The sequence below is a fragment of the Bradyrhizobium sp. CCBAU 45321 genome (assembly GCF_028128975.1).
Taxonomy (GTDB): Bacteria; Pseudomonadota; Alphaproteobacteria; order Rhizobiales; family Xanthobacteraceae; genus Bradyrhizobium; species Bradyrhizobium yuanmingense.
On sequence record NZ_LFKZ01000095.1, the window covers coordinates 1 to 20,801 of the forward strand.

At 56.4% G+C, this 20,801-nt stretch carries 19 protein-coding genes and 4 pseudogenes; 10 read left to right on the forward strand and 13 right to left on the reverse strand.

Annotated elements, in window-relative coordinates:
• Nucleotides 1–40: 40 nt before the first annotated feature.
• From ACM43_RS10860 to ACM43_RS10875, 4 genes are all read right to left on the reverse strand, one after another.
• The gene (locus ACM43_RS10860) at nt 41–1,021 is read right to left on the reverse strand and encodes a hypothetical protein (RefSeq protein WP_271540001.1); all 981 of its coding nucleotides are present in this window, start codon (nt 1,019–1,021) and stop codon (nt 41–43) included.
• Nucleotides 1,022–1,717: 696 nt separating this feature from the next.
• Entirely contained in the window at nt 1,718–2,236 is a 519-nt protein-coding gene (locus tag ACM43_RS10865) for a hypothetical protein (RefSeq protein ID WP_036031681.1), read from the reverse strand.
• The gene (locus tag ACM43_RS10870; protein ID WP_081493096.1) at nt 2,233–2,589 is read right to left on the reverse strand and encodes a helix-turn-helix transcriptional regulator; all 357 of its coding nucleotides are present in this window, start codon (nt 2,587–2,589) and stop codon (nt 2,233–2,235) included. Before ACM43_RS10870 ends, ACM43_RS10865 begins: the two co-directional genes overlap by 4 nt.
• A gap of 263 nt (nt 2,590–2,852) precedes the next feature.
• Nucleotides 2,853–4,223, reverse strand: coding sequence for a hypothetical protein (locus tag ACM43_RS10875; RefSeq protein WP_157786081.1), 1,371 nt, complete (start codon nt 4,221–4,223; stop codon nt 2,853–2,855).
• A gap of 222 nt (nt 4,224–4,445) precedes the next feature.
• On the opposite strand from ACM43_RS10875, the gene ACM43_RS10880 reads away from it, so the two are divergent.
• Nucleotides 4,446–4,577, forward strand: a complete 132-nt coding sequence (locus ACM43_RS10880) for a hypothetical protein (RefSeq protein ID WP_271540005.1) — start codon at nt 4,446–4,448, stop codon at nt 4,575–4,577.
• 310 nt (nt 4,578–4,887) lie between these two features.
• Here ACM43_RS10880 and ACM43_RS10885 read toward each other — a convergent pair whose 3' ends face one another.
• Both ACM43_RS10885 and ACM43_RS10890 read right to left on the reverse strand, forming a co-directional pair.
• Entirely contained in the window at nt 4,888–5,640 is a 753-nt protein-coding gene (locus tag ACM43_RS10885) for a hypothetical protein (protein ID WP_141697721.1), read from the reverse strand.
• A 63-nt stretch (nt 5,641–5,703) separates the two neighbouring features.
• On the reverse strand, nt 5,704–6,000 hold the full coding sequence (locus tag ACM43_RS10890) for a hypothetical protein (RefSeq protein ID WP_036031674.1): 297 nt from the start codon (nt 5,998–6,000) through the stop codon (nt 5,704–5,706).
• Nucleotides 6,001–6,911: 911 nt separating this feature from the next.
• Between ACM43_RS10890 and ACM43_RS10895 the strand changes: the two are divergent.
• From ACM43_RS10895 to ACM43_RS10905, 3 genes and pseudogenes are all read left to right on the forward strand, one after another.
• Nucleotides 6,912–7,484, forward strand: a pseudogene (locus tag ACM43_RS10895) (transposase); the annotation flags it as partial.
• Nucleotides 7,485–7,690: 206 nt separating this feature from the next.
• Nucleotides 7,691–8,197, forward strand: a complete 507-nt coding sequence (locus ACM43_RS10900) for an ATP-dependent nuclease (RefSeq protein WP_271540008.1) — start codon at nt 7,691–7,693, stop codon at nt 8,195–8,197.
• A gap of 110 nt (nt 8,198–8,307) precedes the next feature.
• Nucleotides 8,308–9,654 carry an ATP-dependent nuclease gene (locus tag ACM43_RS10905; RefSeq protein WP_157786079.1) on the forward strand — a complete coding sequence of 449 codons (1,347 nt, stop codon included), beginning with the start codon at nt 8,308–8,310 and terminating at the stop codon, nt 9,652–9,654.
• Between the two features lie 148 nt (nt 9,655–9,802).
• Here ACM43_RS10905 and ACM43_RS10910 read toward each other — a convergent pair whose 3' ends face one another.
• From ACM43_RS10910 to ACM43_RS10925, 4 genes and pseudogenes are all read right to left on the reverse strand, one after another.
• A complete protein-coding gene (locus tag ACM43_RS10910; RefSeq protein WP_036031673.1) occupies nt 9,803–10,288 on the reverse strand; it encodes a hypothetical protein in 486 nt (161 codons plus the stop codon).
• Nucleotides 10,289–10,468: 180 nt separating this feature from the next.
• Nucleotides 10,469–10,723 (reverse strand): hypothetical protein, encoded by a 255-nt coding sequence (locus ACM43_RS10915; protein ID WP_036031671.1) that lies wholly within the window; start codon nt 10,721–10,723, stop codon nt 10,469–10,471.
• A gap of 684 nt (nt 10,724–11,407) precedes the next feature.
• Nucleotides 11,408–11,883: pseudogene (locus ACM43_RS10920) on the reverse strand (IS5/IS1182 family transposase); the annotation flags it as partial.
• 65 nt (nt 11,884–11,948) lie between these two features.
• A complete protein-coding gene (locus ACM43_RS10925; RefSeq protein ID WP_271540011.1) occupies nt 11,949–13,004 on the reverse strand; it encodes a hypothetical protein in 1,056 nt (351 codons plus the stop codon).
• Between the two features lie 678 nt (nt 13,005–13,682).
• Here ACM43_RS10925 and ACM43_RS10930 point away from each other — a divergent pair.
• A pseudogene (locus tag ACM43_RS10930) lies at nt 13,683–14,022 on the forward strand (IS630 family transposase); the annotation flags it as partial.
• A 142-nt stretch (nt 14,023–14,164) separates the two neighbouring features.
• On the opposite strand, the gene ACM43_RS10935 reads toward ACM43_RS10930, so the two are convergent.
• Both ACM43_RS10935 and ACM43_RS10940 read right to left on the reverse strand, forming a co-directional pair.
• A complete protein-coding gene (locus tag ACM43_RS10935; protein WP_050996271.1) occupies nt 14,165–14,482 on the reverse strand; it encodes a hypothetical protein in 318 nt (105 codons plus the stop codon).
• A gap of 527 nt (nt 14,483–15,009) precedes the next feature.
• Nucleotides 15,010–15,572, reverse strand: a pseudogene (locus tag ACM43_RS10940) (IS256 family transposase); the annotation flags it as partial.
• 743 nt (nt 15,573–16,315) lie between these two features.
• Between ACM43_RS10940 and ACM43_RS10945 the strand changes: the two are divergent.
• The 5 genes from ACM43_RS10945 (at nt 16,316) to ACM43_RS10965 (ending at nt 20,022) form a co-directional block, all read left to right on the forward strand.
• Nucleotides 16,316–16,996 carry an HAD family hydrolase gene (locus ACM43_RS10945; protein WP_036032336.1) on the forward strand — a complete coding sequence of 227 codons (681 nt, stop codon included), beginning with the start codon at nt 16,316–16,318 and terminating at the stop codon, nt 16,994–16,996.
• 204 nt (nt 16,997–17,200) lie between these two features.
• On the forward strand, nt 17,201–18,271 hold the full coding sequence (locus tag ACM43_RS10950; protein WP_244429445.1) for a tagatose-6-phosphate kinase: 1,071 nt from the start codon (nt 17,201–17,203) through the stop codon (nt 18,269–18,271).
• A 14-nt stretch (nt 18,272–18,285) separates the two neighbouring features.
• Nucleotides 18,286–18,765, forward strand: coding sequence for a cupin domain-containing protein (locus ACM43_RS10955; RefSeq protein WP_081493130.1), 480 nt, complete (start codon nt 18,286–18,288; stop codon nt 18,763–18,765).
• A 273-nt stretch (nt 18,766–19,038) separates the two neighbouring features.
• Nucleotides 19,039–19,398 carry an IS4/Tn5 family transposase DNA-binding protein gene (locus ACM43_RS10960; RefSeq protein ID WP_271540017.1) on the forward strand — a complete coding sequence of 120 codons (360 nt, stop codon included), beginning with the start codon at nt 19,039–19,041 and terminating at the stop codon, nt 19,396–19,398.
• A gap of 141 nt (nt 19,399–19,539) precedes the next feature.
• Entirely contained in the window at nt 19,540–20,022 is a 483-nt protein-coding gene (locus ACM43_RS10965; RefSeq protein ID WP_271540019.1) for a hypothetical protein, read from the forward strand.
• Between the two features lie 311 nt (nt 20,023–20,333).
• Here ACM43_RS10965 and ACM43_RS10970 read toward each other — a convergent pair whose 3' ends face one another.
• A complete protein-coding gene (locus ACM43_RS10970; protein WP_050996355.1) occupies nt 20,334–20,657 on the reverse strand; it encodes a Nif11 family protein in 324 nt (107 codons plus the stop codon).
• Nucleotides 20,658–20,801: the final 144 nt, after the last annotated feature.

Here is a 20,801-nt window from a genome sequence, read left to right on the forward strand (position 1 = left end):
CCATCGTTCATTCAAAGCTCCTTCATTCTAGAAGAAGCCGTCAATCCTGAAAGTGCGAAAGACTCTGTACGTTATCACCGATTGTCGTGGTGTTGACCAGAAACTCGGTTCCTAACTTGCTTCCGTCCATGTTGAAGACTTGAGCGCGTACGGCAGACGACGAGGTGTCGCTACCCGTTTGGCTGTAATCGGTCCACGCGACGACGAAGCGTCCGTCAACAAGTGCTGTTATGGTGATTGTCTCCGATCCTCCCCCGCCTGGCCCGGATTGGTCACCAGTCGTCGTGCTATTGACCAAAAATTCGTTGCCGGACTTGCTGCCGTCTGCGTTGAACACTTGCGCGCGTACGGCTGTGCCTGACGTATCGCCGCCCGTTGCACTCCCGTCAGTCCACGCAATGACAAAGCGGCCATCATTCAGCGCTCCAACTGCTGGGTTGTACTGAAAGCTTGTCGTCGCAGTATTGACCAGGAACGCTGTTCCCGACTTGCTACCATCGGCGTTGAATACCTGAGCGCGGACAGCCCAACTCGAGGTATCGCCACCCGTTGCACTCCCGTCAGTCCAGGTAATAACGAATCGGCCGTCGCTCAGCTCGGCGATAGCTTCGTCGAGCTGATACCCCGTTGTCGTGCTGTTGACCAGAAACTGGCCGCCCGATTTGCTACCATCGGCGTTGAATACCTGTGCGCGGATTGCTTGAAGAGACGTGTCACCGTCGCTTCCACTGCCATCGCTCCAAGCAACTACGAAGCGGCCATCTTTCAGCGCCGTGACTGCCGGGTCATATTGGATATCCGCGGTCCCGGTATTGACCAAGAACTCAGAACCCGACTTGCTACCGTCTGCATTGAATATTTGTGCTCGTATGGCATCGCTTGATGTGTCTTCGCCAGTTGTGTCGGTCCAGACCATCACAAAGCGCCCGTCGTCTAATGCCGTGATGGAGGCGTCGAACTGAGAGCTGACAGTGGTGGTGTTTACGGGAAACTCGGTGCCAAACTTTGTAGCGCTTGCCATTTCGCCCTCCCCAAACCGATTTGAACAAATAGACTCACGTCGCTTTAGGTCCGGGTAGGCACGGAACTCTCTCGCGAGCCGAACGCCGAAACGCGCGAGAAGTCCACCCTCCCGATCACCACCGCATCAGCGGCAGAAACTTTTTCCTCGATTGCTGTGACAATAGACGGTGTATCGCGCGTTCACGACCGATGCAGGCGCGCAACCCTTGCCGACGTAATTGAGCAAGGGATCTGCGCGAGGCAGTTTGCAGCTCCGGCACTGCCCCAAATCTTGGTGCAGAGCGCTTTGCGATTGGCTTCGCACCAAGCGCCCTGCTGAGCCCAGGTGGGCCGACACTCACCCGAACGATTATGATTGCGACGATCCCAAGAAATACTTTGCGCATGGGAGGTCCCTTCCGAATAAATTAGCCGTGGTCGCATACGCTGAAGGCGCGCCAAAACTATGGGCGCATCAATCACGTTCTCGGTCCACACGAGGGTGGGCGAGCCAATCACACTCAGAAATTTCCGCTCTAGGTGCCTGCCGATGGCATGGACGCTGCCAGTTGAAGCAACGGCGAACTCGGTACACCGCCGTTTTGTGGGCAGTTGTGAGGCGCTCAATTGCGCCTGTTTCAAGTTGATGCTCTTTTAGTCGAAATGCAAGGAGAAAATGCGCGTATTGCGCGAGATCTTCACTGTCCACACTCCATTACCTGACCGAGGTGTCGATCGACTGAAAGAATACGAGCGCCAGCGCTGCCGCATCGAACAGGCTCATTCGGCGATCTTCACTCATCCATGGCTTGCGAGGCGGCGGAACATATTGCTCGAACGCTGGAATATGCTTCGCGATCAGCTCGGCTAGAGTTTGTTTGGTTGGAGGTCCGCCATACTCATCGAACGCGGCACGGACCTGAGCGCGCGAATAGGCAAAAACAGGAATGCCACGATCTTTCGCGAGTTCGGCGATCGAGCCGTTGAGCTTGCTGATCCACCGCGCCCGTCGCGTGCCCTGCTCGGAGGTATCTTGGGTGAGGAGCACATCGGGAGCGTACCGATCGATGATTTGGGAGATACGCAGAAGGCATCCGTTGGCCTTTCGAGGTCCGCGCATCTCGCGTATTCCCCAGTCGTACGGTGATAAGCGGCCTTCGAACACGATGAACGCAAAGCCGCGCGTGTTTAGATAGATAGAGAGGACCAGTGCGGACCGGTTGTCATTCGTCATATGGTTGCATCAATGCGCTTCCCTTCTACTCGCTCCAGCAGTCGTTCGAGGAAATCAAGCTTCAGGCGCGTTGCCTTGGACGGATCGCCCTGAAGCGTTTCGTAGAGTTCGCTGGCACGCCGAAGTATGGCCACCTGTAGGTCTGACATGAGCCCAGGAAACAGCTCCAATGGGGACGTATTGAAGATCATCTCGCATATGAACACGGCATCGAGGCTGGGCTTGCGCTTTGAGCTTTCAATTCGTGAGACAGCGGTTCTGCTCTTTGCGCCGATTAAGAATGCCAGCTCCTGCTGGGTAAGCCCCCAGCGACGTCGATGCGGACGAAGGTATGATTGATGACGGTAACGCATGGGTCGTGCAGCCGGCCAGCAAGATGACAGGCACGCACGCTATGGTCCCCTGGAATGCAGTTTCGTTCGAGGCGTGAAAAGGTGCCCACGTGGCACTCAAATGCAACAAACTGCGGCCGTCCATTATATCTATCGTGCATTCGGATGGTGCCTGGTCCCAGATGAAAATCTTGTGGAGATGGGGACTTGGGGATGTCGAAGAACGACACGGCGCGCCGGATGGTGGTTTCCGCTCGCTTATACGTTCAGCTTTGAGAGAGCCTCTAGAACTTCTCGGAAGTCCCCACATCCCCTTTACGCTCTGTCGGCGGCGCATCGGTGACAATATTCACTCCATATCTCCGGCACAACATCTCCACTTTTCCCCTCTCGGTCATAGGAACGACGTACACTCCGTGGGACTTGTAGGTCAGGAGGTTCAGCTTCGTACGCAGGACGCTTCCGATCCACCGGTTGCTGATCGGTCGGTCATACTCGGGCCCGTAGCGATCGATGATACCCATTGTGATGTCAGCGACGGGAACGACCTGCCTACTGGTAGACAACATCAGGTCAACAAGGATTTCCAAGACCTGGGCCTCCATCAGAAGGCCGCGCTCGGCGATGATCGAATTCTGGGCATGCTCCGCGGCATTCCGGAGTTCGCTCCGCAGTCGTGGATCACTGACGACGCTTAGCAGCGGCAGCATGATTTGATTGAGACGCGGCTCCAATTTGGGATCGGCGAGGGCCGGGTTGAGCTCAATCTCGTGCCGTCTTCGAAAGCGATACAGTAACAACTTGTTGCGCAACTCACGGGCCTCATCTTTGAAGGTCGGCGGGAGGTTGATGGGAATGTCGTTGCGTAGCGGCCGCGCACCGGTTTCCTCCGTGATGAAGCGGCTCTCCAGTGCTCTGTCCTCGTAGCGTCCCCTCGTTGCAACGATTTTCGGTCCAAAGACATGGAAAGCTTGCGGGTTGAACTCACGCTGGCGGTTCATGACGGTGCGCAGGACCGGCATGCCGCGCATATTGCCGTTGTTGAGGAGTTTGACGATCTCCGAGCGCTCGTCGCTGAAGCGAAAGTCGGCCTCATCGAAGATGAGTGTTCCCCGAAACGCGTTCAGCGTGTGGAAAATCGGCGAGACCGTCGAGGCGCCGCTTGCGAAGAACGGCTTATAGCAGAGCGAACCGATCGTCAGGAGCGACCGTGTCTTCCCCGTGCCGAAATCGCCGCGAAGACGTAGGTACGGCAGATCATTGAATGCATCGTACACCCAGCTCAGCAGGACATAATAACTGGCGACCTGTTCAAAGGTCGGGCTAAGGTCGGCGTAGCGGTGGATGAAAGCCACAATTTCAGAGACGAGTTCTTGCTCGGTCCCGTGGATGCGCGGTTCGGACGGCAGCAGTACAACGTCATTCTTGATCAGATTGTTGTTGGGCGAAAACGGGACCAGCTGGTGCCCACCGGGCACGTCCACGTGCGTGGCCAAGGTCCAGCGTCCTGCAACTGACGTCGCGAGCAGCGTGGCGCGATGCTCTGGCCTATAGACCAATTCAACGATGGTGCCATCTTCAAGCACGTCGGACACCGTCGGACTGACGTGTCTATGCTCTGTTATGCCTTTGCGGCTGCCGCCAGGATCGTTCATGGCACTAACGATCGCCGACGATTTCCACCTCGGCGAGAGCCGGAGCTGTGCCATGTCCGCACATTCACCAGCCTTTGCCGGAACGGTTTTTGACTTAGCCTATGGCCGTATATGGAGGCAATAACATTTCATGTGGGGTGGGAGTACTTCATCGGCATCTTTAGCGCACTCATAGCTGGGGCGTGGTACGCGAACCGCAGATTTACTGCGCTCGAAATGTCGATGGACAGGATCAAGAATATGCTGCTCGAGCTGAAGAAGGCGATCGTTGACACAAACGCCAAAGCGAGTGGCGAGGGGGCACGAGATGAGGCCGAAGCGTGCAAGCCGCTCAAGCAACAAACACTGTGGTAAGGGCGAACCGACCCAAGCCCAATGGCCGACCATGGATCGGGAAGACCGTTCGCCCCGCCTTCAGTGGGAGGACCTCGACTATGACCACAAGAAGCGGTGAGATAGCTTTGCGTCGAGGCTTGCTATTCCGTGTGTCTCTCGGTCGAAGAGAGTATCAAGGCAGAAACGCAACCGAACAAGGCAACGAGAGTCTGCTGCAGCACAAAAGCCTAAAGGTCAAGCGTGACGTTTGGTTGCGCTGGCCTCGTGTTCTTCAGCGGCTTGTTTTCCGTTCCAACAGGACGCAGACCTGCATGCGACCGGTGGCGGGTTATAGCGGCTCTTGCCTAAGTGAGCGGCGGCGGAGCGTAGTTGCGGGCTTGAACGCGCGCTTCTGCTTCATGGAAGGAAATTGCCGCGCCTGACCTCCAAGGGGAAGCACATCGCGCATAGCGAACAGCGGAGCCACCGGCGTCGCGGTGCACGAGGTTAGTGTTGTGCGAATGCTGACGCTGAGACCCTCAATCGCCTTTGCGATCTCGGTCGCCTGCACGCGCAGACGACCGAGTTCATGCGCTGCAAGCACAAATCGGTTTATATCCTCCTTGGCCTTGATCGAGCCAGGTCTCTCGGCTTCAACTATCTGCCGCGTCGCGGCCAACGCGTTTGTGAGTTCGCCATCGACTCGAGCAAGAGTGGCTGAGAAGGCACGAGCCTTGAGTGCGATAACTTCAGTTTTCGGAAAATCTGAGTCGTCACACGATTTCAGGATGCTGTCGTGCAAACGCGCAACGTCGGCGGCAACAGACTGTGCGTTGTTGACCTGTGCTTTGACGTGCTCGTTTACTGCTTCCACGTCTCTGATGTTGCGTACCGATTGATAAAGTTCGATCACGAGGCTGCCGTCAGGTGCCTGATCGACTAATTCGTCCAGCTGCACGATTGGACGGGTGTTCGTGGTTTCGGTCTGGACCTTCTGCTCGCCCGCACCTGGTGATATCTGTTTGTCGGCCAGCCTTGGAGCCGCGCCGACTGCGGCAACACACACGATCACCGCTACCAGACTTATGAGTCCTACGCGCACGGTAACCCCCCTACAAGTGGTGATCTCCGTCCACTCGCCGAAGAGGAAAGTTATCGCCGTCACTTACGCCCCGGCATTGCCGAGCTTTCGTAGATTGCTGCGAATGTCCTCGATTGTCTGACCGACATTATCCAACACTCCGAGAAGTTCTTTGACCGCCGCAGCTGCGTCTTCGGCCATCAACATTTCCGCAGCGCGCAGCTCGGCTGTCGTGAGCTCGTTCAGAGTGCGGTCAATTGCATTCGAGTGGTTGCTAACCGACTCGCGCGCACGCGTTACCTCCTGTTGATATTGCTGGTATCGACGCACAAGCTCCTGGACGAATTCGGGGTCCAAGCGTGGAACGCTGATTGTTGACACGGCCCATCTGCGCCGAAATCCAGCTCTGATATTGGTCGATGCTTTGGGACAACGGTGCGTCTGGCTGTAATTGGACGCCCAATTGAACCAGTGCATCCCTCAAACTGCGGACCTCAGAAATTCGATTTTCTACAGTCGTGCCGGACGCCGCTTTAAGACGATCAACCAAACCGGAGATCGTTGCCCCATATGATTCCAGTGTCTTTTGCTGATCCTGGAGGCGTGAGCGGAAACTCTCAACTTTCGCTTCATTAGGGGCGGTCGGACTAGAGGCGATGGGAGCACCACGTGGCGATGTTTGACCAGATGCAGCAAACGGCAACGATCCTACGAGGACTGCTGCTAGAGCGACGACTATGTTGAATGATCTAAGCATATCTACCACTCCCGCGTGAGGCGCTATTGGAGATAGTAGTGGCGAGCAGCGCCGAATTCCTTCTCGCACTACCCCTATCCGCACCGGCGTGATGCCAGCAAGCAATGCGTATATGGATGGCGCATTGAATCACGGCCAATGCGCGCTGAGAATCGCACGCGGCGCGGCATTCTGACTCAGGTAAGCAGAGCTTCCCCGGATGTTAGCGAACCACTCCGGGCCTGTCTCATTCGGCTGTTGGCCGATTGAAAGAGCAGCCATGCCAAGGCAGCGGCATCAAAACTTCTCGTAGGCGCATGCTCGCCATCCGGGGCTACAGTGCGGGCAGCGGGTAAAGACTGACGGCTGGAATGTACTTTGGCGATGATCCCGATGATGTCGTGTTTGTCACGATGCCGGCGACTCAGGATGCCGCGCTCACTCGCGAGTGTAGGCGCTCCAACGAACCGCGATCAGACCGCGAATGCGAGAGCTCGCGATTGGACATGGCAGAACACTGAACCGCCCCGGGTTTGCCGCAGGCTTCAACGCCTGAGAGGCCGCGAAAGCGTTGTCGAGCGCGATCCGGCGCACCTTCAGTTCGGCCGCTGCGCTCCAGCGCTGCCAGACCCACAAGGCGCGCAACATCATGGAACGCCTGCCGAAAGAGCATCACGCGGTCGCCCGTCGGGTGTTGAGCCAGGCCTGGGAGCTCGATGACGCCGACAAGGCCGAAAAATTGATCCGCAATCTCGCGCGTCGACTTGACCAGCAATGGTCCGGCGTAGCGGCCAGCATCCTCGAAGGCCTCGACGAAATCCTGACTGTCGTCCGGTTGAAGTTGCCGAAGGAGCTTCGTCGATCGCTCGCCTGTACCAACATCGCCGAGAGCATGATGGGCACCATTCACCGCGTCATGAGCAACGTAAAACGTTGGCGGGATGCCGGTGTGGCTTTGCGATGGGTACGCGGCCGGCATGATCGAGGCCAACAAGGGCTGCCGGCGATTGAAGCCGCATAAGCAATCGTCGGTTCTGCGTGCGGCCCTTCAGGCTCACACGATCGCATGACGATTAAGCCCGCTGCCTACGTCACGAGGGCTGCGCAACATTCATTCCGGCAGACGTAGTTCAACACCGATCGGGACATCCCCCGCGGTGATCGTGCAGCTAGCTACAACGATTATCTTACCAGCGAGACGGCGTGCGCCCATTTTTGGCATGCGGTCATTTTTGTTTTCGCAGAAAGCGACTCTAAGAAAGAACTTTACAGTTGACCAATCGGGCAGAAGCGCGCGAAAGTTGTAAGCATATTCTATTGCTTATGGAGGATGTCATGAGAATCCGTTCGGTCCGCGTGCAGAATTTCAGGGCCTTCGAGGACGAAACAGTGTCTTTTGACTCATGTACTTGCTTGGTCGGGCCCAACGGCGCAGGAAAGTCGACGATCCTGGGCGCGCTAAATGTCTTCTTCCAAGAGGCTGGCAGTGCAACTGACGTTGCAACGCTAACGGCCGAAGATTTCCACGGTGGGAACACAGACATTCCAGTGCAAATCACTGTTACCTTCGATCAACTCAGCGACGCGGCCAAAGAGGACCTGTCTCACTACGTTCGCCATGGAGAGTTGGTTGTAACTTCCATTGCAGTTTTCGATGCCAAAACAGCTAAGGCTCCCGTTATTCAGTGGGGAGAGCGCCTCGTTTTTAAACAATTCGCCGCCTTTTTCGAGGACGACAAGAACAAGGCGACCGTAGAGCCGCTCCGCGCTCGCTTCTTCGAGGTCACGAAGGGATTGGCGGATTCCCTGATATCGGGAAAAAGCCGACCAAGGCGGCTATGATAGAGGCTCTTCGATCTTATGAGGAGGCTCGTCCAGAAATTTGTGAGAGCCAGCGAAGCACTGATCACTTTTATGGGGTCGGCAGGGCAAGGGGAAGGCTTGAGCCCTATGTGCAGTGGGTTTTTCTCCCAGCCGTCAAGGACGCATCCGCCGAAGCAGAAGAAGCGGGAAACACCGCCTTGGGTAAATTGCTCCAACGGACTGTCCGGCAGAAGGTTGACTTCGACGATGCATTGGAGGCTCTGCGTGCACGTGCTCGTGCAGAGTACGACGCGCTCCTTCAGGCGCAGCAGGGCACACTTCAAGAAATCTCAGACAGCTTGGCGAAACGTCTCGCTGTCTTCGCCCACCCCGACGCGAGCCTAATGGTTGAATGGCTACAGGGCAGTGACAAGCCGGTTTCAATTGGTGAACCGAAAGCGACTATCAAAGCACAGGAAGGTTCATTCAAGGGAAGCATGCTGCGCTTCGGTCACGGCTTACAAAGGTCGTTCTTGCTCGCTATCCTGCAGGAGCTTGCGTCCGTCGAAAGCGGTTCTTCCGCGGAAACCAGCATCGAAAGACCTACCCTTATATTAGGATGTGAAGAGCCTGAGCTTTATCAACACCCGCCGCAAGCAAAACACCTGTCGGCCGTGCTGAGAGAATTGGCGGCCTTGGGCAACCAGGTTATGCTCACGACTCGCAGCCCTTATTTCGTCTCCGGCGAAGAGTTTGAAGATATCCGGTTAGTTCGGCGCGACGGAAAATCGGGGAAATCGCACGTAAAGTGCACAGACTTCGACAGGTTCGCGGTGCGTATCTCTAAAGCGACGGGCAAGAAGCCGGACAAGAACCCCGTCGCGAGAGCAAAGCTACTCGCGGCGTTGCGGCCGGAACCATCTGAATTGTATTTCAGCCAGCGGTTGGTGCTCGTCGAGGGGATTGCCGACCGTGCTTATCTCTCAGCGGCACTTCATCTCGATGGCGAATGGAATGCTATGCGAAGGGCCGGACTTCATATTTTGCCGACTGAAGGAAAGTCGAACATTCTTCAATTGCTCACTATCGCTCAGGAGCTGGAGATACCCTGCTTCGTCATATTCGACGCTGACGGTGATGAGGAACATCCTGATCGTCGACGTCACCATGAGGTTGACAACAAAGCTCTCCTAGCGGCTCTTGAGCTGGGGGGCGATCATTTCCCGTCGGCCATTGTTTGGGGTGACTGTTGTGCGATTTGGCCTAATAATATCGAAGATTCCGTTAGGCAGTGTTTCGAGGCGGCGGATTGGGATCGGGTCAACAATGAAGCGCGGCGCGCCATTGATCCGGCTGCTGGAGGTCTCAGAAAAAATCCGGCGTTGATCGGGGAGCTGCTTGCCATTGCCTGGGCAGAGGGTAAAAAGCCGGAAGTGCTAACAAGCCTGATACGACGTCTTGCGGCGTTCGGCCAAGCAAAGGACGCGGCAGCATGACAAGAAGATCGCCGTAACTGCGAGCGTTGTTTGGAGGGTTTAGCGCTTACGGGATGAGTCGGGAGAACCAAATTGCCTCGCCGTATGATGGTAATCAATCATGTTCGAGAGCGTTTGTGCGGTTGACGCATCTCAGTCGTGAGCACCGTCATATCGTAGTCGGATCGAAATCGCGAGGTGTCCATTCCTCGCCGGGTTCTAGGTCAGCTAGGTCAATTATATGACCCGTGCCTTCAACCGGCCACCCTCCCATCTTGGCTGCCCCGTCGTAGGTGGCCATGCGCCGGGAGATAACCACTTCATCTGTAGCGATGTTGTAGAGCTTTACTTTGTAAACGGTCGTCCTGGCCATCTCTATTTCAATTTCCTCTTGATCTGCGTCGTGGGCGTATCCCCGCACATGAATCAGCACTAAGTTGCCCCGCCTGGGCAGCGGCGCAAGCTTGTCGAGGATGTACTGCGGGGCTCCTTCTTTGATTTCTACGCCGTATGCGTAAACCAGCCCATCGTCGTTGGCGATCTCGTTTATCGTATACTCGATTTGATTCAATTCATCGAGCGTGAGGTCAAGTGCCGCGGCAATCGCCTCGGCTTCCTCGGCGTCATACTCATCGTTAAGTTGTCTGCTGCTCATTGTACACAACCCATCATCCCGACTGCCATTCCTAAAGATCAACTTCGTCTGCATCGGCTGCCAGCATATGCTCCAACGCCTTTACATAAAGAGTGAGCAGTGACATTCGATCGAGTATCCTGGGTCGCGCTCGGAGTGACTGCGGCATTTGGCGAGGCTCAAGTTTTCAGAGAGTGGAAGTCAGTTCACGTCTCGAAGGTAATTCAGCATACTGTTGCACGCATTCTCGGCCTCAGCGAAGCTTTGGAGCGGCCAGCCGAGAATCCTGATCGAGCCACGGCTCTGGTCAAGCGGACGCCACGAGGCGACGTAGCCCGACCTTCCGCGGAAGCCACGACCAGTCGGGCTCTGGAAGCTGATCACGAACGAATAGCCGTCGCTGTTCGCACTCCATATTTCCATGTCTTCGGCAGCGCGATGGAATTGCAGGGGCATCAGGCTCCGTTCGCCTGGTCAACCCGAGAACGAAATGCTTCGGTCGAACGTCGTAACGGGTCAATACACGGCAGCTCTCGCCGGCAAATTGCGTTCCCTCGTCAAGCCATGGCAAACCAGCAGCTTGGCTTATTCGGCCCAGCAACCTGCCTCGATCCCGTGCTTGAAAACTACAGATGTGAAGGTGTTCGGCGACGCAGAAACGCATTCCTTGGCATCGATTGGTCCTATGTTTGTCGTTTCGATCAACTGCCTAAGCGGGTAGTTGACTGTGACACGAGGCGTCGCCTGAGAAGAGGCTCGAGAGTTGCGGATGAAAGCTCGTGGCAGGTCAGATTGAGCACGATTGCACAAATACGACATGCTAACGACAGTCGTATCCCTCAACTCATCTCGCTTTTTCGGTTTTGCTCCTTCGACGCTTTAAGCGGCAACGTAACTCGGCGCCGAAAAGTGCAAAGCGCTGTCCCTGCCATGCGCCACTAACTTTCACTGGCTGGCCTTGCCAAAAAGAGTTAGTCGCCTCGCTCCCGGGTCGTCACCCGTGGGTAGGGCTTTGTAGCGCTATGTGGGGCATGCGGCGCCTACCAGGATTGGCGGCTATCCAAACAATTAGCTACGCCAGGGACGCGACCTCATCTGAAGCACATTGAGCTTCGAAAATGCGTTAAGGTCGCGAGTTGTAACGTGGCCGATGACGGGCTCGACAGCCGCACGACGCTTCATCTCGCGCCGGATGGAAGCCGTGACGCGGCGGACCTGCCCCGAGATCCAGACCCTGAACCGATGCGGGTGGCTGTGGCCGCGGTACCCTTTGTCGACATGGATGCGGCGCGCCTCCACGCCAGTGAGCTTCTCCGTGTCGGCGACCACGGGGCCGAGCGTGTGCCCGTCGAAGGGATTGCCGTGCAGTGCCTTGGCATGGAGCACGAACTGTCCGCCGTTTGGGAGGTCACGGGGGTGGCGATACTTACCTTGCATCTGGACTCGTAAGGCGCGCGGGCTTTGCCCATGCCGATGCACTCGACCTCCGGGGCACGTAACGCATAGACCTTTGGACTGCGCTGATGCTGATCCTGGCTGCGCACCCGCTGCGCCAGATCGAGCAGCGGGCCGAAGCGAGCTTCCAGCACCGCATCGCCATCAATCTTGCGACGGATCATAATGATGGGTCAATTAGGCGCCGGCCGTCTTGTGAGGCGGCCGGCCTCTTGTGCAGTCCGTATCAGGCCGCGAGTGGATCGCTCAGGAGAACCCCGCCCAGGGATGCCCAGCCCGACCACGGTCCGGAGTGCGGCTTGTCCTGCCAGATGTGCCACAGCGCGTTGTCGGTCCCGCGCGCAAACGCTTCCAGCCGGCCGTCGCTGTTGGCGATCGCGGCGGGATCGCTGGTGATCTGGCCGCCAAGCGAGGCCCAACCGGACCACGGACCGGCATGCGGCTCCTCCTGCCAGATGTGCCACAGCGCATTGTCGGTACCACGGGCGAACACTTCGAGACGGCCATCGGAATTGTCGACCACGGCCGGATCGCTGGTGATGGTGCCGCCGAGCGAGGCCCAGCCTGACCACGGTCCGGCATGCGGCTTCTCCTGCCAGATGTGCCACAGCGCTTTGTCGGTGCCACGGGCGAACACTTCGAGCCGGCCATCGGAGTTGATGAACACCTCGGGGTCGCTGGTGATCTGGCCGCCAAGCGAGGTCCAAGCTGACCACGGACCGGAATGCGGCTTGTCCTGCCAGATGTGCCAGAGCGCGTTGTCGGTCCCGCGCGCAAAAACCTCGAGCCGGCCGTCGGAATTGATCACGCCCGCCGGATCGCTGGTGATCTGGCCGCCAAGCGAGGCCCAACCGGACCACGGACCGGCATGCGGCTCCTCCTGCCAGATGTGCCACAGCGCATTGTCGGTGCCACGGGCGAACACTTCGAGACGGCCATCGGAATTGTCGACCACGGCCGGATCGCTGGTGATGGTGCCGCCGAGCGAGGACCAGCCTGACCACGGTCCGGCATGCGGCTTCTCCTGCCAGATGTGCCACAACGCTTTGTCGGTGCCACGGGCGAACACTTCGAGCCGGCCATCGGAATTATCGACGCTGGAGGGCGAGCTGGTGAGAACGCCGCCAAGCGAGGCCCAACTCGACCATGGACCTGAATTCGGCTTTTCCTGCCAGATGTGCCAGAGCGCCCTGTCGATTCCGAGACTGAACACCTCCAATCGTCCATCGGAATTCTCTGTCACTGATACCGAGTGGGCAAGCGCCGCTGCTGCATTTGTCACGACAACCTCCAATTGTATATTTCCAGTGAGGGTGAGATCTGCCCCACGCAATTTAAAGTAGCATACCTATTCTGATGCCCACAAGACGGTCTCGCGCGAAAGTGATCTGCGGGCTCAAGTTCCCTGCGTCTCATTCGCGTTTGCTGCAGTGAGCGAAGCAACACTTTGGTTGCGCTCACCCCACACGTCCCTCCGCGAGACCGCGGGTGATTCCTCGGCCGGTTTTGATTGCCGGAGATCCGCCCGCAAGGTCTGCTGCCAGCGATCGAAGTGCTCCGCGAGGAACGCCGCGGAGGCTTGCTGGCGTGCCGCGACGCGTGCGTCGGGGCTTTGGCCGGCCAGTTCTCCTGCGCCGCCGTCCCCCAGATCGTACGTGCGGGAACACAGGGACGTGGGCACCGGCGGCGCAAGCGCATCTGCACCTTCGATTCGCAACGTATTTCGTTGCAGCTCGTCTTATGTCGCTCAAGTCCCATGACCGATCTGGCTGGATTAACGTCGCATCTTCGTCATCGAACGATGTGCTGATGTGGGATGTGAGCTCTATGTGTGCGCCTAGCTCTTGCGTTAGAGATCTGCGCTCGATCTCTTACATTATCGTAGACTAGCCCGAGCGAAGCAGCTCACAGACCCCGCGGCCGATAGCCGATCGCTCACCCACTCCGCCAGATGGGATCTCTGGACAACTATGCAACGCACAAGACGCCGCTGATCCGGAAATGGCTGGCTAAAAGGCCGCGTTGGCATGTGCACCTGACCCCGACCAGTTCGTCATGGCCCAATCAGGTCGAGCGCTTCTTCGCGTTACGGATAAGAAGATCAGGCGCGGCTCTATCGCGGTGTCGCTGCCCTCAGGGCGGACATCACCTCGTTCATCGAACGATACAATGCCGATCCGAAGCCATTCCGATGGACCAAGTCAGCCGATGACATCCTTGCTTCGATCGAACGCTTCTACCGTTACAATGCCCCGGTACAGCACGAGGCGATGTTGCGAACTTCTGGTTCAGGACACTAGCAGTTCAAATGCATTGATTGTGTAGTTGGTTGGATGCGAAATCCGGTGTCGTTCCGCATCTCCAAAATATGCTTGAGCTTCTTGTAGGTCGCGTCGAAGATCAGCTCCAATTTGCGGCATGTATCGAGCAGCACGGAGTCTTTCAGAGACGCAAGCTCATCTTCGGTCTTGTAGTGCTCGCGAGCCTTGCTGCCGCCGACAGCCGCGTCGAAAAAATACCTCTAGGCCGTAAACCGCGCCGCAGGTTGATGACGACCTCATTCCAAACCGCATTCAAGGAATAGTCGAAGAGACCGAAACCGGCGCCGATAACGGAGAGATACCGAGCATCCTTCCTCACTTCTACAGGCAGATCACGAATCAGGCTTTCAATATTGTCGCCGAGTATCCGCCGCTCATCTTGGCCCGCAATCACATTGTCTGCTGGCAAACCCATAGCCTGTAAAAAACCGACGATCATCTGCGCCTAGGGATCGATCAGCTCATTGGCCTTCTTTGGAATGATATTCGACATGCAGCTCTCTAGTCCTCTTGCCGCTCCGCAACCGCCGAAAAAATCAGCGAGTCGTTCGCAGTAACAATTCTGGTTCTCTACTAACCCACATCACGCGACGGTTGGAAAGGACTTTACGGATCTGACGGACTGTGGAAAATGGCGCGGCGCGCTGGAGTCTCAGTAATCTTCCCTGCCGCGCCTGTAGCCCCCGAGTGTCTTGCTTGCCAGGCTTCCACCCCTTCTCGTGTTTCTTGCCCTCGCTCGCAGCTCGCAATTCCGCTATTTTGGTTCTTCCCCGCACTGTCGATGCGTTGATCAGTTGTACGCCTCCTAACACCACGCAATGGCGGTGTCGCATGCAGGGTCCCATCGGAAGGCGATGGCAGACCGTCTCGATGAAGAACCACGATCAGGCGTCCGACGGAGTTTGATAGTTTGTTTCGATGCGACCCCTACTACGGCGCTCAACGTGCGATGGTGCTCTCACCGGGCATAGTGGGCCCCGTCGGGGCGCGCCCGCGCCAGACCAGGTTGTCGAGCAGGGCCTGAACCGTTGCGGCATTCTCGCTCGCCTCTTCTACCAGCGCCAGCGAATGCTTGTTGCCTTCGCCGTCAACCCCGATCGCGGCGACCAGCACAAGATCGTCGCCGAGATGCAGCCCATCGATTTGGACCACCAGAAGGTCGAGCGCGGACAGATCGGCAGCCATGAAGTCGGCCAGCCGCGCCGCCGACAGGCGACGAACCTCCGCGAGGCCAGCTCGAGATCGTGATCTCGCGGCCGTCCACGCCCCGGACCCGCGGGCGCTCGACCTCGATCTTGCCGCCGTCGAAACCAATCCGTCCCCGCGTTCGGCCCCAACAGTGCGCCCGCCGTGCCACATCGCGACCTGGCGCGGCCCGCAGGCCGCCGCCACATCCGCCTCCATATCGTGCCCAGCGCCGCGATCCCTGCCGCAAGGCAGAACCGATCGAAGCTCGCCGGCACTTCTGCAAACGTTTCGTCCACAGCCCCGGTCGCCGGCCAACCAGCCGGGGTGATATCTCTCGTCATGGCGTTGCTCTCCTTTGTGGAATCAGCACCCCGAGCCTACCGGCTCAAGGTGGGCAACGCCGACCTCTTCAGCAATTCAACAGAACCCGGGACATCCCCGTAGCGAATGGAAATATCAGGAAAATGACCCTGCGGTCATGACGGACCCTCTATTCATGAACCTGCTAAAGGCACTGTTCGGGGGCGTTCCAACTGAATATGTGCGCAAGCTTCCCGAACGTCGCGGCAAACGCGTTTGCGCTTCTTCGAAAGTGCTCGCGGATCAGAAAATCTACGAAATTGCGAGATAAGCAGGTCGCACCCCGCAAAAGCGCGTAAAGTGATTCGGCCTCTCGTGTCCCGGGCCTGATCATGGCTGGCGGACGTATGCGCACTAGAGGCCGAACATATGACCCGCACCGCTCCCGTGGAAGTCGATCGAAAAAAGCTCTTGCAGCGCTCGTTCCAAATATTTGACGGGTTCTGGACAGTGCCCGTCGAGCTTTCGACATCATGTCGGCACTCGAACCACGGGACATCATCGATGGATGACTTGCCAACGCGCTGTGTCGGCGCGAGCCCATTCATCTAAGGACTGGCACGGCGTTTGCTCGAGGAGGGGAAGCCATCTCTCCACGCGGCAGGGGTTAGCATCTCAAGCGTAAACGGTGGCAATTGAAGCCCTCTTGGCTGCGGGGCAGCAACGACGTGCGCGAATTAGCGCGCCGATCTTATTCGGAGGCGACCCAGCTTGAGGTAAACTTATGAAACCTGTTCTTGTCTTTGATTGGAATGGAACGCTGCTCGATGATGCGTGTGCATTGCTCAAAACGACCAACGCCATACTACATCGCTTTGGTCATACACCAATCGACATGAAGACTCTTCGAGAACATTGCGATGTTCCACTATCTCGTTTTTTTCTCAATCTCGGAATGTCGCAAGATGAGGTCGCGATGGTGGATCGCGATGGGAGCGCAATCTTGCACGACACCTACGAACCTCTTGCAGGTAAAGCCGAGCTGCGCCAGGGCGCGCGCAGAGTATTGGAGTTGGCGCGCCGAGAAGCGGCTTCGTCCATCATCGTAAGCAACCATATAGTTGATCCTTTGCGCTCCCAATTGAGAAGACTTGAAATCAATGACCTCATCGACGATGTGCTCGCCTTTGAAAGCCGCGCCACCCAATACAAATCGATGAGCAAAGGAGAGCGGCTTCGTCTATACATGCAGAGAAACGACTTGAAGCCGGAGTCAACCTTCATTATCGGCGATATGCCGGTCGAAACGGATATTGCACGCGATCTCGGGCTCATAAGCATATCCATTACCGGAGGATTTGTTTCGGAGTCGCGTTTGCGGGCGGCGTATCCAGACTACATGATTAACAACCATCATGAGCTGTTGCCAATCTTACAAAGGACCGGTTTTCTGCGGAATGCATAAAACATGATTGGCCAAGAATCATCACCAAGCGTCGTTTTCTAGAACAGCGACGCAGAGCTCCGGAACAAAGCCGTTAGAGCGACTCTCATGCCGTTGCGATGAAGGTCAAAGGAATTCTTTACTTATGCGATCAGGGCCACAATGGCACTTTTCAATACACAGCCAATAGAAGCACGGCATCGGCCCTCCCTCGGAATCGGGCCGATGTCAAAAAACACGGTGGAAGCTTGCGGGAGCATCGCGAGGCATCACGGAATCCCTTTGATGCTTATTGCGAGCAGGCGTCAAATTGAGAAGGACGACTTAGGCGGCGGTTACGTGGAGAATTGGACCACGCAGGCGTTGTCCGAACACGTAGGAAAGAAGTTCCCACCGAATTCCCTACTCATCTGCCGTGACCACGGGGGGCCATGGCAGCACCCTAGTGAACGTGACTATAGCGACGAGAGAGCCATGAAATCGTGCCTAGAGTCCTTCAAAGAGGACATCCGGGCAGGATTTGATCTACTCCACATTGACACCAGCTTAGAACGAGCTGGAGTTGCCCCAATTGACAAGGCTGTAACGAGGTTAGTGGAACTATACGCGGAGTGCCATGATTTTGCGAGAAGCCTTGGTAGATTGGTTCGGTTTGAAGTCGGTTTCGAAGATCAGGGTATCGATCCCGATTGTCCGTCTGACTTCAAGGATAGGCTGCAAGATATCCTTAAGAGACTAATTGACCTCAGACTGCCTTTGCCGACCTTTGTGGTCGCTCAGACCGGAACAAAAGTTGTGGAATTGGAGAACGTGGGAGCAATCATGGCGGCTCCGCGTGAGGTCCGGCACTCGGTCGAGCAGCTTGCAAATATCTGTCGTGAAAGAGGCAGCGCATTAAAGGCCCATAACGCCGACTACCTGCCAGCAGGGCACATTTCTGTACTAAAACGGTCCGGCGTTTCAGCAATTAACATTGCACCGGAGTGTGGCGTCGCCGAAACGCGAGCTTTTGTATGCATCCTCAAAGAGCTGAATTTAGGTGTTCAACTGGAAAAATTTTTAGAACTGGCCTTCGAGTCACTCGCCTGGGAAAAATGGATGAAGCCGAACTCCGAAGCATCCGATATAGATCGCGCTATAATCGCAGGTCATTACGTGTTTGGCACCGAGAGATATCAGGCCATCAAAAACGTCGCGGATTCTGCATGCTACAAACAGGGAAAGAGCCTAGACGAACTTTTACAGAGCGCGGTTGAACGATCCATCGAGCGATATGTCTTGGCCTTTGCCGCATGAAGTTGGGGGCAGATATGAAACAAGATTACCTGAACGAGAGTCGTTCTGACGCTAGTAAGTCACTCAGTAACGCTTCAAGCGGCCTCAATGTTGAGAACGTGACCATCGCCAAGAAGGTCACCAAGGGATGGGGTGAAGAGCGCTGGCTCGTAGCTGAAGGGGCTCCTTTCGGTTTCAAACTCATTCATATTCAGGCCGGTCGCAAAACCAGCCTCCAATATCATGAACACAAGGAAGAGGCGAACCTCGTTCTGAGTGGGAGCGGTATACTTTTCTATGGTCGCGAGCGACGCATTGGATGTTTGAAAAAAATCGATCTTAGGGCTGGCGATATTGTCCACATCATGCCCGGCATGGTGCATCGCATTGAAGCCAAGGATGACATCACTCTTGTAGAGGTCTCCACTCCGGAATTGGATGATGTAGTTCGGCTTGAAGATGACTGGCACCGCGGCAACGGCCGCATTGAATCCGAACATTCGAGCGAACGTTGAGTGGATCAGTTGACCACTGCGGGCCGCTCGTGAGCTATCGCCAAATTTGCTGAGGCGAGGCCAGTCAGGCGAATTATGGACTGACTTTCGTCGGCTTAGCGACTTCGATGCCGTGTTGAATGTCACACCAACGTATCCATCCGAGCTAAGCCGTATCCGTCCGGTGAAGCTTTCGATTACCCACTTTTTTGAGGTGCACTGAGTCGAGAAACTTGAGTCGCCAGAATCGCTTGCGATTCTTTGATGGGCACCTGATTCGAGAAGAGGTGCTCTATGGGACTGACTTCACGCGTCCGGGATGAGAAGGCGCATCGGTTGGCGTCTGACGCGGCGACCTGGTTTGACCGTGAAGCTGCGCTGGGCGAATTCCGGGACGCTCGACTTGGCGAGAGCTTTCGCATGCTGCTGCAGCAGATTGGTGGAGATATCGGACAGAGCATTCCGGTGGTTTGCCAAGACTGGGCGAATACCAAGGCGGCCTATCCTTTCTTCTCCAATGAACGAGTAAGCGAGGCCGACATCCTGTCTGGTCATCTTGAATCGACGCGGGAACTTATCGCGGCTGCGAAAGGGCCTGTCTTGTCCTGCATGATACGACCGAATTCACCTATCAAAGGGAGCGCCCGGATCTGATCGGGATCATTAAGCGTGTCCCCAGAAGGAACTCGCGAAGATTGGACGGAAAACCCGAAACGTACACGACATGCGGAATATTGATGCATTCGAGCCTTGCGGTGACCCTCGAGGGCTTCCCCCGGGGCTCAACGCCGTGAAGTGTGGACCAGAAAGAAATTCAAAGGGGTCGCTGCGCTTAGGCGCGAGGTCAACCCGACACGGATCCCCATTGAAACCAAGGAGAGCATTCGGTGGCTGGAGAACCTCAAGCAATCCACGGAGCTTTTCGAGGAGCCATCGCAGTACATCCATATCGGTGATCGTGAGGCCGACATTTATGAATTGTTTTGCGCCGCCCAAGAGGTTGGAACGCATTTCCTGGTAAGGACCTGTGTCAATCGCCTGGCAGGCGATGGCGATCATACCGTTGCAACGATAATGGACGAGGTCGTGGTCAAAGGTCTCCACCGGATCGAAGTCCAGGATAGCAAGGGCAATCCAGACCAGGCCGTCCTTGAAATCAGGTATCGTAAAATCCGTATTCTGCCACCCATAGGCAAGCAGTCGCGGTATCCAGCTTTGACTTTGACAGTGATCCACGCTGATGAACGAGGAGCGCGCAAAGAACAGAAAGTAGATTGAATGGAAACTCCTGACCGATCTTCCGGTGCAATCGCGCGGGGATGCGATCGAGAAACTCGAATGGTATTCTCTGCGATGAAAGATCGAGGTCTTCCACAAGATACTCAAATCCGGCTGTCGGGCAGAGGACTCGCAACTGCGGACTGCTCAGCGATTGACGAATCTGATCTCGGTATTTTGCATTGTGAGCTGGCGCATTTTTTGGATGACGATGCTTAATCGTTCAGCGCCAAATGCCTCACCGGAATCCGAGCCAAAAATATGTCAGGCCGCAACCGCGACAACAACTACAATAAGTAAAACGATAGTGACTAAGTCACGGCCCGCTTCCGCGTCTTGCAGGAGCTCGTGGGTGCCTCCGCCGCGGAACTAGTCAACGCAGTGGTATGCACAATCCTGCTCAAGGCACCGCTCAAATCCTTCTTGCCGCCGCCAATTGCGTCGAGCTGCATCAACTCCTGTCGGCCTGGTACTCGGATGCAGCTCCTAACCTCGTCAAGCGTGAAATCGTAGTCGTGGCTCTTTCCGATCGCTGCAATCGGTGCAAGACCTGTAGCACTCTGTTTGAGGTTTTCGAGCAGACTACTCTCTTTCGCTAGATTCTTGACAAACCGTTCTACCTCAGCCTGCGACATAGCCTCTCCCGGCCTCTGCTAAATGTTGGCGCCTATAATCGCCTTGGAAGCGATCGGTGTGACGCCGTAACAAGGCAAGCGGCACGCAGGAAATTGCTGTTTTTGCGCTTTGTCTGACTGTGCGCATCGTCGACTTGCTGACAT

Bases quoted from the DNA above. Each gene is read 5' to 3' on its own strand.
- ACM43_RS10860 (WP_271540001.1), bottom strand. From the start codon at position 1,021: ATGGCAAGCGCTACAAAGTTTGGCACCGAGTTTCCCGTAAACACCACC.
- ACM43_RS10865 (WP_036031681.1), bottom strand. From the start codon at position 2,236: ATGACGAATGACAACCGGTCCGCACTGGTCCTCTCTATCTATCTAAAC.
- ACM43_RS10870 (WP_081493096.1), bottom strand. From the start codon at position 2,589: ATGCGTTACCGTCATCAATCATACCTTCGTCCGCATCGACGTCGCTGG.
- ACM43_RS10875 (WP_157786081.1), bottom strand. From the start codon at position 4,223: ATGAACGATCCTGGCGGCAGCCGCAAAGGCATAACAGAGCATAGACAC.
- ACM43_RS10880 (WP_271540005.1), top strand. From the start codon at position 4,446: ATGGACAGGATCAAGAATATGCTGCTCGAGCTGAAGAAGGCGATCGTT.
- ACM43_RS10900 (WP_271540008.1), top strand. From the start codon at position 7,691: ATGAGAATCCGTTCGGTCCGCGTGCAGAATTTCAGGGCCTTCGAGGAC.
- ACM43_RS10910 (WP_036031673.1), bottom strand. From the start codon at position 10,288: ATGAGCAGCAGACAACTTAACGATGAGTATGACGCCGAGGAAGCCGAG.
- ACM43_RS10915 (WP_036031671.1), bottom strand. From the start codon at position 10,723: ATGCCCCTGCAATTCCATCGCGCTGCCGAAGACATGGAAATATGGAGT.
- ACM43_RS10935 (WP_050996271.1), bottom strand. From the start codon at position 14,482: ATGATCGTCGGTTTTTTACAGGCTATGGGTTTGCCAGCAGACAATGTG.
- ACM43_RS10945 (WP_036032336.1), top strand. From the start codon at position 16,316: ATGAAACCTGTTCTTGTCTTTGATTGGAATGGAACGCTGCTCGATGAT.
- ACM43_RS10950 (WP_244429445.1), top strand. From the start codon at position 17,201: ATGTCAAAAAACACGGTGGAAGCTTGCGGGAGCATCGCGAGGCATCAC.
- ACM43_RS10955 (WP_081493130.1), top strand. From the start codon at position 18,286: ATGAAACAAGATTACCTGAACGAGAGTCGTTCTGACGCTAGTAAGTCA.
- ACM43_RS10960 (WP_271540017.1), top strand. From the start codon at position 19,039: ATGGGACTGACTTCACGCGTCCGGGATGAGAAGGCGCATCGGTTGGCG.
- ACM43_RS10970 (WP_050996355.1), bottom strand. From the start codon at position 20,657: ATGTCGCAGGCTGAGGTAGAACGGTTTGTCAAGAATCTAGCGAAAGAG.